General features: G+C 30.5%; 15 protein-coding genes. 9 read left to right on the top strand and 6 right to left on the bottom strand.

Annotation, left to right across the window (positions count from 1 at the left end):
• Positions 1 to 23: 23 nt before the first annotated feature.
• Together ACFPTQ_RS15395 and ACFPTQ_RS15400 are read right to left on the bottom strand one after the other, a co-directional pair.
• Entirely contained in the window at positions 24 to 1,664 is a 1,641-nt protein-coding gene (locus ACFPTQ_RS15395; protein ID WP_379778692.1) for a SulP family inorganic anion transporter, read from the bottom strand.
• A gap of 82 nt (positions 1,665 to 1,746) precedes the next feature.
• A complete protein-coding gene (locus ACFPTQ_RS15400) occupies positions 1,747 to 2,031 on the bottom strand; it encodes a hypothetical protein (protein WP_379778694.1) in 285 nt (94 codons plus the stop codon).
• A 218-nt stretch (positions 2,032 to 2,249) separates the two neighbouring features.
• Between ACFPTQ_RS15400 and ACFPTQ_RS15405 the strand changes: the two genes are divergently transcribed.
• Positions 2,250 to 3,191: a LysR substrate-binding domain-containing protein gene (locus ACFPTQ_RS15405; RefSeq protein ID WP_278035225.1), complete on the top strand. Its 942-nt coding sequence runs from the start codon at positions 2,250 to 2,252 to the stop codon at positions 3,189 to 3,191.
• Positions 3,192 to 3,217: 26 nt separating this feature from the next.
• On the opposite strand, the gene ACFPTQ_RS15410 is transcribed toward ACFPTQ_RS15405, so the two are convergent.
• The 3 genes from ACFPTQ_RS15410 to mnmD form a co-directional block, all read right to left on the bottom strand.
• Positions 3,218 to 3,421: a hypothetical protein gene (locus tag ACFPTQ_RS15410; protein WP_278035224.1), complete on the bottom strand. Its 204-nt coding sequence runs from the start codon at positions 3,419 to 3,421 to the stop codon at positions 3,218 to 3,220.
• A 205-nt stretch (positions 3,422 to 3,626) separates the two neighbouring features.
• Complete coding sequence (locus tag ACFPTQ_RS15415; RefSeq protein WP_379778697.1) at positions 3,627 to 3,824, bottom strand: hypothetical protein; 198 nt, start codon at positions 3,822 to 3,824, stop codon at positions 3,627 to 3,629.
• A 142-nt stretch (positions 3,825 to 3,966) separates the two neighbouring features.
• Entirely contained in the window at positions 3,967 to 4,626 is a 660-nt protein-coding gene (mnmD, locus tag ACFPTQ_RS15420) for a tRNA (5-methylaminomethyl-2-thiouridine)(34)-methyltransferase MnmD (protein ID WP_379778699.1), read from the bottom strand.
• Between the two features lie 284 nt (positions 4,627 to 4,910).
• On the opposite strand from mnmD, the gene ACFPTQ_RS15425 reads away from it, so the two are divergent.
• A complete protein-coding gene (locus tag ACFPTQ_RS15425; RefSeq protein WP_379778701.1) occupies positions 4,911 to 5,978 on the top strand; it encodes a branched-chain amino acid aminotransferase in 1,068 nt (355 codons plus the stop codon).
• A 66-nt stretch (positions 5,979 to 6,044) separates the two neighbouring features.
• Here ACFPTQ_RS15425 and ACFPTQ_RS15430 read toward each other — a convergent pair whose 3' ends face one another.
• Positions 6,045 to 6,434: a hypothetical protein gene (locus tag ACFPTQ_RS15430; protein ID WP_379778703.1), complete on the bottom strand. Its 390-nt coding sequence runs from the start codon at positions 6,432 to 6,434 to the stop codon at positions 6,045 to 6,047.
• A gap of 79 nt (positions 6,435 to 6,513) precedes the next feature.
• On the opposite strand from ACFPTQ_RS15430, the gene ACFPTQ_RS15435 reads away from it, so the two are divergent.
• The 7 genes from ACFPTQ_RS15435 (at position 6,514) to ACFPTQ_RS15465 (ending at position 13,199) form a co-directional block, all read left to right on the top strand.
• Positions 6,514 to 6,702 carry a hypothetical protein gene (locus ACFPTQ_RS15435; protein ID WP_379778847.1) on the top strand — a complete coding sequence of 63 codons (189 nt, stop codon included), beginning with the start codon at positions 6,514 to 6,516 and terminating at the stop codon, positions 6,700 to 6,702.
• Positions 6,703 to 6,914: 212 nt separating this feature from the next.
• On the top strand, positions 6,915 to 8,024 hold the full coding sequence (locus tag ACFPTQ_RS15440) for an SRPBCC family protein (RefSeq protein ID WP_379778705.1): 1,110 nt from the start codon (positions 6,915 to 6,917) through the stop codon (positions 8,022 to 8,024).
• Positions 8,025 to 8,082: 58 nt separating this feature from the next.
• Positions 8,083 to 8,625, top strand: a complete 543-nt coding sequence (locus tag ACFPTQ_RS15445) for an RNA polymerase sigma factor (RefSeq protein ID WP_379778707.1) — start codon at positions 8,083 to 8,085, stop codon at positions 8,623 to 8,625.
• Between the two features lie 33 nt (positions 8,626 to 8,658).
• Positions 8,659 to 9,075 (top strand): hypothetical protein, encoded by a 417-nt coding sequence (locus ACFPTQ_RS15450; protein ID WP_379778709.1) that lies wholly within the window; start codon positions 8,659 to 8,661, stop codon positions 9,073 to 9,075.
• Positions 9,076 to 9,095: 20 nt separating this feature from the next.
• Entirely contained in the window at positions 9,096 to 9,548 is a 453-nt protein-coding gene (locus ACFPTQ_RS15455) for a sensor of ECF-type sigma factor (RefSeq protein ID WP_379778711.1), read from the top strand.
• Between the two features lie 174 nt (positions 9,549 to 9,722).
• A complete protein-coding gene (locus tag ACFPTQ_RS15460; RefSeq protein WP_379778713.1) occupies positions 9,723 to 11,090 on the top strand; it encodes a hypothetical protein in 1,368 nt (455 codons plus the stop codon).
• A gap of 120 nt (positions 11,091 to 11,210) precedes the next feature.
• Complete coding sequence (locus ACFPTQ_RS15465) at positions 11,211 to 13,199, top strand: KUP/HAK/KT family potassium transporter (protein WP_379778715.1); 1,989 nt, start codon at positions 11,211 to 11,213, stop codon at positions 13,197 to 13,199.
• Positions 13,200 to 13,337 lie beyond the last annotated feature (138 nt).

A 13,337-nucleotide genomic window follows, 5' to 3' on the forward strand; every position in this document is an offset into this window, starting at 1 on the left:
CTTTAGCTTTATAATTTAAACAATTATTCAAAAATTTCTTTTTTTATTACTTTTCGTTTGGCTACATCATAATAATGTTCAATCGACACATGATTAGGCACTTCATCTGAATTTTCTAAATGATACGCTTCCTTAAATCCTTTTAATTTTACTTTAATATTTTCGTCAACAGCTCTAATAGTTTTAAATTCTTTAATTAAATCTAAAATATCATGAGCGATATACACCGTGTCATGTGCCGAAATAATTACTTTAGAATTTTCAGGAATTTCTTTTAAAGTGTTTTTGATTGCTGCCTTATTTAAAAAAGAAACTTCTTGGGCTAAATCAATATGTATGATATCGCCATCAACATATTCCTCCTTTTTAAAAGTATATGCTTTTTTTAAATTCCCTCTTAAAACAAAAATAATACTAATAATAATTCCAAGCATTACTCCTTTTAATAAATCTGTAGCTACTACAGCGACCATCGTAGCAATAAAAGGCAAAAATTGATATTTCCCTTTTTCAAAAAAGTATTTAATCTTAGATGGCTTAGCTAATTTATAGCCAACCATTATTAATACAGTTGCTAAGGTTGCCAACGGAATCTTGTTCAATAATGCCGGAATAAGCAGGACACTTAATAATAACATGAATCCATGAATAATTGTCGACATTTTTGTCTTTGCACCTGCATTGCTATTCGCTGAGGAACGAACTACTACAGAGGTCATAGGTAAACCTCCAATAAGAGAACTTACTATATTCCCAATTCCTTGCGCTTTTAATTCTACGTTAGTATTCGTATATCTTTTTTGAGGATCTAATCTATCCGAAGCTTCAATACACAACAAAGTTTCAATAGAAGCTACAATAGCAATAGTTAAACCTACTGTCCAAACTTTTGGGTTAGTTAATCCTGCAAAATTTGGAGTGACAATTATTGCTTTAAAATCTTCAAATGATGTTGGAACAGGTAATGATACTAAATGGTTTTTACCAATTGCAAGAGCACTACCACTATTAATAAAAATTTCATTGATAATTACTCCTAAAATTACCGCTACTAAGGCCCCTGGAACTAATTTTATTTTCTTAAAAAAAGAAACCTTTTCCCAAGAAATCAGTATGGCCAGAGAAACTACAGTTACGATAATAGCTCCCAACTGAAAATGATTCAATACCTTAAACAAGGCAAAAAAAGTATTATCACCATCAATTTGAATAAAGGCTTCATCACCTTCAAAATCTGAATCATAACCAAAGGCATGAGGTAGTTGCTTTAAAATAATGATTACTCCTATTCCTGCAAGCATTCCTTCAATTACATTAGTGGGAAAATAATTAGAAATACTTCCTGCCTTTATAAAACCTAAAAGTAATTGAATTACTCCTGCTAAAAACACTGCTAATAAAAACACATCAAAAGAACCTAAATCAGTAATTGCTGTTAAAACAATAGCTGTTAAACCTGCAGCTGGACCAGAAACACTTATATGAGATTGACTCAAATAACCTACTACTATCCCCCCTACAACACCTGCTATAATTCCAGAAAACAAAGGAGCTCCTGAAGCCATTGCGATACCTAAACACAAAGGCAATGCCACTAAAAAAACCACCAAACCAGATGCGAAATCCGATTTTAAGTTGGCTAAAAGATTATTTTTTTTTGTCATAATACGAAGAAATTAAATACGTTAGAATATTGAAAACCAAGTAATACTGTTTTCAAAATTTCTTTAAAAACATTTATTTGTATTAAGCCCAATTAGGTGGAGGTACAAAAATCTTTTTTGAAACTATGTTGTGTTTTAGTACTTTCTTAAAAAATGATATAGTTCTACTAATAATAGTTTTTTGCTCAAATAGCGGTTGAATAGTTGTATAAAATGCTTTGTCTTTTACTTCTTTTTTTACCTGTTCCTCTTCTGACATCTTTAAAATAATAGATGTAGAAGCTCCCTTTTCTACAAACGACACAATTAAAGGCGTTAATAAAAAAGCTATAAATAAAAATAAAAAAAGACGGGCTATTATTTTCATAAAGCTAAAATAAAGCTAAAAAAAACACAAAAATGAAAAAAGCGCTTTTTTTTGATAAAAAGAAAAAAATAATTTTTCCAGACTAAACAATTTTAAATTTTCACTTCCTATTTATCTTCTAAACACAGCCTTCATTGTGCTTCTATTGATGCATAATTTTATAGGAAGTTATACAATTCAATCGATAGTGTTTATATTTGCAGCAAAATCTTCTATTTATGACTATTACCCAACTTAAATACGTACTTGCTGTTGCCGAACATAAAAATTTTACACTAGCCGCCGAAAAGTGTTTTGTTACGCAACCAACGCTAAGTATGCAAATTCAAAAAATTGAAGAAGAACTTAATATTCAAATATTTGATAGAACAAAAAAACCTATTCAACTAACCGATATTGGACAAAAAATTGTTTCGCAAGCTAAAAATATAGTTAACGAAGCCGACCGAATCCAAGATATAGTTGAACAACAAAAAGGATATATTGGAGGAGAATTTAGACTGGGAATTATACCTACTATCATGCCTACTTTATTACCTATGTTTTTGAATAATTTCATTAAAAAACATCCAAAAGTCAAATTAATAATTGAAGAACTAAATACAGAAGAAATTATTACTAAACTTAACAATGGACATTTAGATGCTGCTATTGCTGCGACACCATTGATGGAGGAAAAAATCAAAGAAATAGTCTTATACTTTGAACCTTTTGTAGCTTACATACCGGAGAGTCATCACCATTTTCAGAAAAAAGAAATCGAAATAAATGATTTAAATATTGATGAAATTCTATTATTACAAGACGGTCATTGTTTTAGAGATGGAATTATCAACCTTTGTAAAAATAATACTCGAACGGCCACTAATAATTTTCAAATAGAAAGCGGAAGTTTTGAAACCTTAATTAAACTTGCCGATGAAGGACTAGGGACTACTCTATTGCCTTACTTACACACCTTAGATTTGAAAGAGTCTGATAAATTAAAATTACGCCATTTTGTAGAACCTAAACCCGCACGAGAAGTAAGTTTGATTTATCCAAAAAGCGAATTAAAAATCCAAATTATTGAAGCTTTACGATCTACAATAGCTGGAGTTGTAAAAGGAGCTATTGTTTTTCAAAATGTTCAGATTATTAGCCCTCTACAAAAAAAATAGAGTCAAGAAACTCTTGACTCTACCTCTTACTTGTTTTTGTCTAACTCAATAAGACATTGTTTTAACTCTGGTCTTTCTTTTGTATAGTAATTAAGCCAGTTTCTAAGATGTTCCATCTCATGTGGCAATAAATTTCTAACTGCTTTTTTAAGCTCTTTCACAAATAAATCTGGAGCAAAGCTTACTCTTTCGAGGATAGACTTTGTATAATCATATATCATTCTAGGCATAACATTTAGGTATTAAAATTGATATGTCTAAAGTACAAAATTCAAAATTGATTCTCACTTATCGCAGTAGTTAAAAAACACATAAAATCGACCAAATACTTTTTAATTGTTTTTTAAAAATATTTTACTTACAAAATAAGAGAATTGCAATCCATTGTGAAATTGTCCAAAATAAACAAAAAAAAAGGAATCAAATGATTCCTTTTTAATTATTTATAATTCCTAATGAAGGTTTTAATTCTGGTTTTTCTACTATAAAAGATACTAACCATTCTTTTAACTGTTCTAACTCATGTGGAAGTAAAGTTTTTATGGCTTTCTCTAATTCCTTGCTAAAAAGTACTAAATCAAAACTTACTCTTTCTAATATCGATTTGGTATAATCAAACATAACTTTTGACATAATAGATTAACGATTTTAGGTTAAACATTCATTTTTAAGCTATGTAAAAGTAAGAATTTTAGAAATAGCTTTATCAAACAATAACGAGTTACAATGATTTTTATTATTTCAAAATAAAAATTGTTAAGTTTTTAACGAAAAATCATTTTATTGCCCTAAACATTTCTCTTTTACCAGGTGGACCTGCTAATTTTTCAACTCTAAAACCAACTTCTTGCATACTCCTTTTAACCACTCCTCTGGCTGCATAGGTCACTAAAATGCCATTCGTTTTCAAAGCGTTATACATTTTTTGAAAAATTTCAGTACTCCATAATTCAGGCTGCACTCGATAGCCAAATGCATCAAAGTAAATTAAATCAAATTGTTCAATATCGTCAATATCTTGAAAAAACTGTTGTCGCTTAGTTAAAGTAAAAAAATCACTCAATACTATTTTTTCATTCCAAGCCGATTCATGCATTTTTTTAAAAATAACCAATTCATTTTCCGCATTTAATTCCTGAACATAATTCATAGAAACCAACTCTTCTGACACTACGGGATAAGCCTCTACCCCAATATAATCAATAGTTTGATGCAATCCAGAAGCTTCTAAAAAACTGATGAAAGCATTTAAACCTGTACCAAATCCAATTTCTAAAATTGAAATCGCTCTCCCTTCAAACAATGAAAGTCCATTTTTTATAAAAACATGTTTCGCTTCTTGGATGGCTCCATGTTTAGAATGATAACTTTCATTCCACTCTTCCAAATGAATTGTAGTAGACCCATCACTGGTTTGAATAATTTCTCTTTTCAATTTTTTTAATTTAAATGTATATCCACAGCCAAAATTACTTAAAAAAATTAGCAACCTTGGCTCTAAAGGAAATGAATTATTGCATTTTTCATAGAAATGATTCTAATTTTAGGTTTTATTTTAAACAAATACGAAAATCCAATTATACACTAACAAATAGTAAAGTTTTAGCAAACTTTTTGCCCTTTTTTATTTATTTTTGCAGGAAATAAAGTTGACTTTCATTATAAATGAAAAATAACTTAAAATTCAACAATGCATTCAAAAAACAAAAACATATAATTATGAGTACAACTCAAACCAAGAAAATTGAAATTATAAAAGCCTCAAATACAAAAATCAACGAAGTAGATTTTGACAATTTAAGTTTTGGTTCTGTTTTTACTGATCATCTATTTGAATGTGACTACAAAGATGGCGAATGGCAAAATCCAACAATAAAACCATATGCTCCATTTTTAATGGATCCTTCTTCAAGAGTTTTTCATTATGGTCAAGCTATCTTTGAAGGAATGAAAGCGTACAAAGATGATAATAACGACATCTGGTTGTTTAGACCTGATGAAAATGTAAAGCGTTTTAATAGTTCGGCTGTAAGAATGGCAATGCCTGAAATTCCTGAATCAATATTCATGGAAGGACTTAATGAGTTATTAAAATTAGACGAAGCTTGGATAAAAAAAGGTTTAGGAAACTCCCTTTACATTAGACCATTTATGATTGCTACTGGATTTGGTGTAGTTGCAAATCCATCAAACGAATATAAATTTATGATTATCTTATCTCCAGCTAAAGCATATTACTCTGGAGAAGTAAAAGTTATTATTGCAGAACATTACAGTAGAGCTGCTAATGGCGGTATTGGAGCTGCTAAAACTGCTGGAAACTACGCAGGACAATTTTACCCAACTAGTTTAGCTAATAAAGACGGTTTCCAACAAATCATTTGGACGGATGATGCTACTCATACTAAATTAGAAGAAGCTGGAACCATGAATGTATTCTTCAAAATTAATGATACCTTAGTTACAGCTCCTACAAGCGAAAGAATCTTAGATGGAGTAACTAGAAAAAGTATCATTGCTATGGCTAAAAAAGAAGGAATCGCTATTGAAGAAAGACCAGTTCTTGTTTCTGAATTGATTGAAGGTATTAAAAACGGAAGCTTGAAAGAAATCTTTGGCGCTGGAACTGCAGCTGTAGTTAGTCCTATTAAAGGATTTTCATATAAAGATGAGTACTACGAATTACCTCAAATCGAAAATTCAGTTGCTTTACAACTAAAAGAAAAATTAACAAACATTCAACATAAATTAGCTGAAGATCCTTTTGGATGGACAGTAAAAATTTAAATGTAATTTTGTATCAATAAAATGGCGGTTATCCAATTTCGATAACCGCCATTTTATTTTTTAATCTTAACTATTTTCAAAAATCTTTGTAAAATCAGGCTTAAAATAATTAGGCCCTTTCATCACTTTCCCATCTTCACGATAAATTGGTTTTCCATCTTCACCCAATTTACTCATATTACTCCTTTGAATTTCATCAAAAACAGCCTCAATTTTATCCTGAAGTCCGTGCTCAATAATAGTTCCACACAAGATATACATCATATCTCCTAAAGCATCTGCAATTTCCACTAAATCATTATTTTTTACTGCTTCCAGATATTCTTCGTTCTCTTCCTTCATTAAATGATAGCGAAGTGTCTTTTTTGTTTCTCCTAAATCAGCGATTGGTGTTTCACTGTATCCAATCCCGAATGCTGTATGAAATTCTTTAACAGAATTAATTTGATCTTGCATAATTATTATAAGTTAAATGAAATGCAAATTAGCAACTAATCCTAAACATTTGACTATTTTTGCAATAAATATTTTTACTATGTTTAGTCAAGGACAATTAATTTTTGCCATTTGTTTTCTAATTACTTTTATCGTTATTATGATTTTTTCTTATCGAAAAGACATTGCTACCCACCGAATTTTTTATAAAGGAAATTACAAAATACTAATTGGTTTTTTAATTTTCATAGGTTTACTATTTGTAATCAAAGTTGTTCTAAAACACTAACACTATTGAATTCCCTAATTAGCTTCTTTTTATTAAAACCAAAACACTAATAAACAACAAGTTACCTCAAAAAACTATTATCTAGTTTTTCAAGGAATTCTATTCAATACCCCTTTGTAAATCGATAAATCATCGTATTTTATAATTTTCTTACCAATAGCATTGCATATTGATAAAATTTCTAACTTTACAACAGAAATAATCAATTTATTATGAGAATTATAAAATATATCTTTCTTCTTTTATTACTTAGCTTAGTTGCCCTATCCATTTTTATTGCTACACAAAAAGGCGATTTTCTTGTAGAAAGAAGTAAGATTATTAATTCTCCTAAAACTTCTGTTTATAATTATGTAAATGATTATAGAAACTGGAGTGACTTTTGTTCGTGGACTACTCAAGATCCTGAAACCAAATTAGATTACCCTCAAAATACCATTGGAAAAGGCGCTTCTTTTTCATGGGAAAGCCAAGATGGAAGTGGTAAAATGCAAACCATCGCCGTAAAAGAAAATGACAGTATTAGTCAAACTATGGAATTTGAAGGAACAAATTCTCAGGTGAGTTGGTATTTCAAAGATACAATAGGAGGCACTAAAGTAACTTGGAGAACTAAAGGAAAAATGAGCTTTTACTTTAAAATTTATACTGCTTTACATGGCGGAATAGAAAAAGTTATTGGTGAAACTTACGAAAAAAGCTTAGCAAATTTAGACAAAGCTTTGGTTTATGAAATCAATACTTTTTCTACTAAAGAAAATGGAATTGTTCAAAAAACAGCCATGAATTACCTGGGTCAAAGTTTTACTTGTGAAATTCCTAAAGTGAACAAAAATTTCAAAATTGTTCTGCCTAAATTAATCGCTTTTTGCAAAAAAAACAACATTATAATTAACGGCAAGCCTTTCATATTGTATCACACTTACGATACTCCCAAAGGACTTACTAAAATCACCATTGGTGTTGGAATTCGTGATGCTATTTTTTTGAGCTCAGGAAGTGACTTAGTAGCAGGAAAATTGGATGCTTTTGAAGCGGCCAAAACAACGCTTACAGGTGATTATTCTCATCTAAAAACAGCTTACAACAAAACGATTAATTACTTAAACCAACAAAAAATAGCGCCAAACCCTATTTTTTCTTTCTTAGAAATTTATATTTCTGGTAAAACAGAAATAAAAAATCCATCAAAATGGGTAACTGAAGTTTATGTTCCTATTTTCCCTAGAATTATAGCGCCAAAACCAGCCATTACTGATCCCGCTACAACCAATAATATAACCCCAGAAACTCCAAATCCAGAAGAAGAATCTGAATTTTAATTTTTTTCAAAAAAAATTAAACCTTTTAGTCCATTTTAAATCTAAACTCCAAAAAACTTTGCTGGAAGAAAAGGAATTCATAGAACAATTATTAAATCCGAAAACGCAAAATGATGCTTTTCAAAAATTGTTGCATTCCTACCAAAAGCCCTTATACAATCATATTCGTAACATCGTTTTAAGTCATGATGACACCGATGATGTTTTGCAAAACACTTTTATTAAAGTTTTCCAAAATTTAAAAAATTTTAAAGGTGAAAGTAAATTATTCTCTTGGATGTATCGAATTGCAACCAATGAAGCCTTAACTTTTTTAAACCAAAAAGCAAAAAAAAGTGGAATATCATCCGAAACATTACAAAACAACACTATAAATAATCTTCAATCTGATGTTTATTTTGATGGAAATGACATTCAAATTGCGTTACAGAAAGCCATTGCTACACTTCCTGAAAAACAACAACTAGTATTTAAAATGAAATATTTTGAAGAATTAAAATACGAAGAAATTTCTGAAATTCTAGACACTTCAGTAGGAGCTTTAAAGGCTTCTTATCATCATGCCGTAAAAAAAATAGAAGCCATTTTAACCACAAATTAAACCTTTTCCATTTTATTTGGTCTAATAGATATTATGAAAGAATTTAAACTACATAACAACCCTAAGATTGAATCTGGATTCAAAACTCCAGACGAAAATTATTTTGAAAATTTTTCAGCTCAATTACTCGCTCAATTACCTAAAGAAGAACCAAAAACAATCTCATTATTCCAAAGAAAAAAATCAATAATAATGATGGTTGCAGCTGTTTTCGTTTTTGCTCTAGCAATTCCTGCATTGATAAAAAATGCGAGTACTAAAAATGATTTAGATACAATTACATTAGAAAACTATCTAAGCTATCAATCTAACATCAACCAGTACGATTTAATAAACGCTTTAGATGAAGAAGATATTAAAAACATCGATCAAGATATCGAATTAAAAGATCAAACCATTGAAGATATTTTGATTAGCAACAATAATATCGAACACTATATAATAGAATAATCCCTCAAACAGAAAAGATGATGAATTTTAGAAAACTTTTACCCTTATTATTGCTATTCACTTGTAGTTTTTATGCTCAAGACAATATAAAAGATAAAAAAGAGCAAGTAAAAGCAATGAAAGTTGCTTTTTTAACTACCGAATTAAACCTTAGCCCACAAGAAGCTGAGAAATTCTGGCCGCTTTACAATGCTTATGACGATAAGCAATTTGAGATAAGACATGAAAAAATGAGAACCTTAAAGTGGCGAATGAACGGAGATGCTTTAAATAAAATCAGTGAAAAAGAAGCTATAATTTTGCTTAATCAAATGGAAGCCGCTGATGAAGAATTATTTTTATTGCGAAAAAAATTCACTAAAAGTATCCGAACCATTTTGCCAGCAGTTAAAATTCTTAAGCTAAAAAAATCAGAGGATGATTTTTACCGAAAATTGCTTCAACAATACGGTGATCGCGGGAGGAGAAAATAAACGCAAATACTCGTTATACAAACCGTTCTGAAATTAATACAGAACGGTTTTTTTTATTTTAAATAATAGAATCTACTCTTTTGTATACTCATATTGAACATCGGCTAAATAGGTTCATAATGAATTGGCACAGTAATTGAATATACCCAATCAAGAATGTAAATATCCATTATCATGAAAAATACAATTATACTATTAGGTGTGGTAGCTACTTTGTTCTCAGCTTCTGTTGAAGCTCAAAATAGAACAACAGTAAACGCGATGAGTAACGAAATAAGCGACAATCTTGATTTAAGAGCAGTTGCTTCTGTATTTGGAGACTCCAGAAATTTAGAAGACTTTGAAAGAAGATTGAATGACCCAGAACTTCAAATTTCAAATTTAGATTTGAATAACGATAACGAAGTCGATTATTTGCGCGTAATTGAAACGGTGGAATATAACACACACGTAGTGATAATTCAATCTGTTTTAGATCGTGATGTATATCAAGATGTTGCGACTATAGATATCGAAAGAAGCAATAATAGAGTGCAAGTACAATTTATTGGTAACGAATATTTATATGGTCCTAACTACATTTATGAACCAATATACTATTCAACTCCTCACATTTATGCGTCATTCTGGATCTCTAACTATCGTCCATACATCTCTAACTGGTATTGGAATTATTACCCATCCTACTTTTACGCATGGAATCCATACCCAATTTACAGATATAGAAATAATATTAATTTATGTGTAAACTTCAGTAATCGTTATAATTATGTAAGCTATAGAAGAAGTAATGTAGCCATCTCTTTATACAACACCAGACGTTCTAATGCTTACGAAAGACGTTATCCAAATTACGCCTTTACCAGAAGATATAGCAACTATACTAATCGTTATGAATTAGATCAAAGAAGAAGTTATTATAACAAAAATTATTATTCAAACAGATATGTTGAAGGCAGACAATACAATAACAATTCGGGATCTAGAAGAGAACAAACAAGAGATTATTCGTCAAATAGAAACACTCCTTCAAGAGACTATTCTAATTCAAGAATAAACACGAGAGAATCTAACGGTAATTCGTCAAATTCAAGACAATATAACCCTTCCAGAGGTTACACTACCGAAAATAGCTCTCGAGATAATGCCTCACAAAGAGGTACAAACAGAGAGTACAATCAAAATAGAGCTGAAAACTCAAGATCGAATTCAAACCAAGCGGGACAAAATCAAAGAGCCTACACTCCAAGACAAGAAAATGGTGCAGCAAGAACAGAGAATCGAGAGTACAATCAAAATAGAGCCGAAAACTCAAGATCGAATTCAAATCAATATGGACAAAATCAAAGAGCCTACACTCCTAGACAAGAGAACAGCGCTCCTAGAGTAGAAAATAACAACAGAAATTCTAACCAAGGCTCCTACTCTAGACCAAGTAATCCATCCTATTCTGCACCAGAAAGAGGCGATTCAAATAGAAATAGAGGATCAAATCAAGGCGATAATAATGGATCTTCAAGAAGCAACAACAGAAGAATTTAACAAAATAAATAACTATTATTAAAAACACGGCTAATTAGTCGTGTTTTTCTGTTTTTTAGGGATATTAACTTTTGGTTTATTTAAAAATGAGTAAATTTGATGCCTTTACAAAAAAATATAATGAACGCATCTCATAAAAACTTACACAGCAAATTATCTTTAGGAGGTCTATTAATTACTTTAGGAATTATTTATGGAGATATTGGGACCTCTCCTTTGTATGTAATGAAAGCCATTTTAGGAGAACACACCATTGACGCAGATGTTGTATTAGGTGGTATTTCTGCTGTATTTTGGACATTAACATTACAAACGACACTGAAATACGTTATCATAACCTTAAATGCTGACAACCATGGTGAAGGTGGAATCTTTGCGTTGTATGCTTTAGTAAAGAAAACAAAAATCAAATGGCTAATTGTCCCAGCAATTATAGGGGGAAGTGCCTTGCTAGCGGATGGAATTATTACACCTCCAGTATCCGTATCTTCTGCTGTTGAAGGAATTAGAACCTACTATCCAGATATTAACACCGTCCCTATCGTAATTGGAATCTTATTTGTCCTTTTTACCATTCAACAATTTGGTACTAAACTAGTTGGTAAATTCTTTGCTCCAATGATGCTTATTTGGTTTAGTATGCTTGGAATTTTAGGTATTATCCAAATTATAGAACACCCAGAAGTATTCAAAGCTTTCAATCCTTATTATGCCTACCACTTATTGACCATTCACCCTGATGGCTTTTTTGTATTAGGATTTGTATTCTTATGTACCACAGGAGCCGAAGCTTTGTATTCTGACATGGGGCACTGTGGTCGAAAAAACATTCGCATTAGCTGGATTTTTGTCAAAGCAACTTTGGTCTTAAACTATTTTGGACAAGGAGCCTATCTTATCCATCATGAGGGAGAAACATTATTAAGTTTAGGTGGAAAAAACGGAAACCCTTTCTACCTAATTATGGCTGATTGGTTTCAACCTTTCGGAATCGTAATTGCAACTACTGCAGCTGTAATTGCGTCTCAAGCCTTAATTAGTGGTTCATTTACCTTAATTAATGAGGCTATGCGATTAAATTTCTGGCCAAAAGTAAAAATCAACTACCCAACCGAATTACAAGGACAATTGTATATTCCATCAATAAATTGGCTTTTATTCTTAGGTTGTGTTGGAATTGTATTGCATTTTAAAGAGTCCAGTAACATGGAACACGCATACGGTTTAGCCATTATTCTTTGTATGATAATGACCACTATTTTACTTAATTTCTATTTAATTATGAAAAGAGTAAAATTGTATTTTATGGTTCCATTAATCACAATATATCTTATAATAGAATTTAGCTTCTTAGCCGCAAATGTTACAAAATTTAGCGATGGAGGTTATGTAACCTTAATTATTGCAATACTTTTAATTACTGTAATGTCAATATGGTTCTCTGCCAAAAAGATTACCAAAAGCTATACTAAAATTGTAAAAGTACAAGATTACATTAAAGTACTTAGCGAGTTAAGTGTTGATTTGAGTATCCCTAAATATGCAACTCACTTAGTGTATATGACCAACGCAGGACGAGTTGATGAAATAGAAGAAAAAGTAATGTATTCTATTTTACAAAAACGACCAAAAAGAGCCGATATTTATTGGTTTGTGCACGTAAATATTCTTTCTGAACCCTATAAAACCGAATATAGAGTAACTGAAATCCGTAAAGATGATTTATACCGTGTGGATTTCAATCTTGGTTTTAGAGAGCCTACTAAAATTAACCTCATGTTTAAAGAAGTTATCAAAGACATGGTGAAGAATGGCGAAGTAGATATCAGAAGCCGATATGAGTCCTTAAATAAAAACAACATCATTGGAGACTTTAAATTTGTGCTTTCTGAAAAATACTTATCAAATGATAATGAATTAAAATGGCACGAAAACATTATTATGAATTCTTATTTCTTTATTAAAAAGCTAAGCTTATCTGAAGAAAGTGCTTTTGGTTTAGATAGTAGTTCTGTAAAAATTGAGAAATTCCCAATGGTACTTCATACTCCAGAAAATATGGATCTCACCCGATTGGAAGCCAGAGAAATACACATCGAAAAAGCATAAAACCTATCTTATTTTAATTAAAGCGATTTTTTAGAAAGTCGCTTTTTTTTTTTTTTGCAAACACTTATACTAACTCTTTTTTCAAAATAAATTTTAACATGAATTTTATTTAATTAAATTTGGAATAATAAATCAATT

The organism is Flavobacterium sp. GCM10022190 (assembly GCF_042656445.1).
Taxonomy (GTDB): Bacteria; Bacteroidota; Bacteroidia; order Flavobacteriales; family Flavobacteriaceae; genus Flavobacterium; species Flavobacterium nitratireducens.

Bases quoted from the DNA above. Each gene is read 5' to 3' on its own strand.
- ACFPTQ_RS15395 (WP_379778692.1), bottom strand. From the start codon at position 1,664: ATGACAAAAAAAAATAATCTTTTAGCCAACTTAAAATCGGATTTCGCA.
- ACFPTQ_RS15400 (WP_379778694.1), bottom strand. From the start codon at position 2,031: ATGAAAATAATAGCCCGTCTTTTTTTATTTTTATTTATAGCTTTTTTA.
- ACFPTQ_RS15405 (WP_278035225.1), top strand. From the start codon at position 2,250: ATGACTATTACCCAACTTAAATACGTACTTGCTGTTGCCGAACATAAA.
- ACFPTQ_RS15410 (WP_278035224.1), bottom strand. From the start codon at position 3,421: ATGCCTAGAATGATATATGATTATACAAAGTCTATCCTCGAAAGAGTA.
- ACFPTQ_RS15415 (WP_379778697.1), bottom strand. From the start codon at position 3,824: ATGTCAAAAGTTATGTTTGATTATACCAAATCGATATTAGAAAGAGTA.
- ACFPTQ_RS15425 (WP_379778701.1), top strand. From the start codon at position 4,911: ATGAGTACAACTCAAACCAAGAAAATTGAAATTATAAAAGCCTCAAAT.
- ACFPTQ_RS15430 (WP_379778703.1), bottom strand. From the start codon at position 6,434: ATGCAAGATCAAATTAATTCTGTTAAAGAATTTCATACAGCATTCGGG.
- ACFPTQ_RS15435 (WP_379778847.1), top strand. From the start codon at position 6,514: ATGTTTAGTCAAGGACAATTAATTTTTGCCATTTGTTTTCTAATTACT.
- ACFPTQ_RS15440 (WP_379778705.1), top strand. From the start codon at position 6,915: ATGAGAATTATAAAATATATCTTTCTTCTTTTATTACTTAGCTTAGTT.
- ACFPTQ_RS15450 (WP_379778709.1), top strand. From the start codon at position 8,659: ATGAAAGAATTTAAACTACATAACAACCCTAAGATTGAATCTGGATTC.
- ACFPTQ_RS15455 (WP_379778711.1), top strand. From the start codon at position 9,096: ATGAATTTTAGAAAACTTTTACCCTTATTATTGCTATTCACTTGTAGT.
- ACFPTQ_RS15460 (WP_379778713.1), top strand. From the start codon at position 9,723: ATGAAAAATACAATTATACTATTAGGTGTGGTAGCTACTTTGTTCTCA.
- ACFPTQ_RS15465 (WP_379778715.1), top strand. From the start codon at position 11,211: ATGAACGCATCTCATAAAAACTTACACAGCAAATTATCTTTAGGAGGT.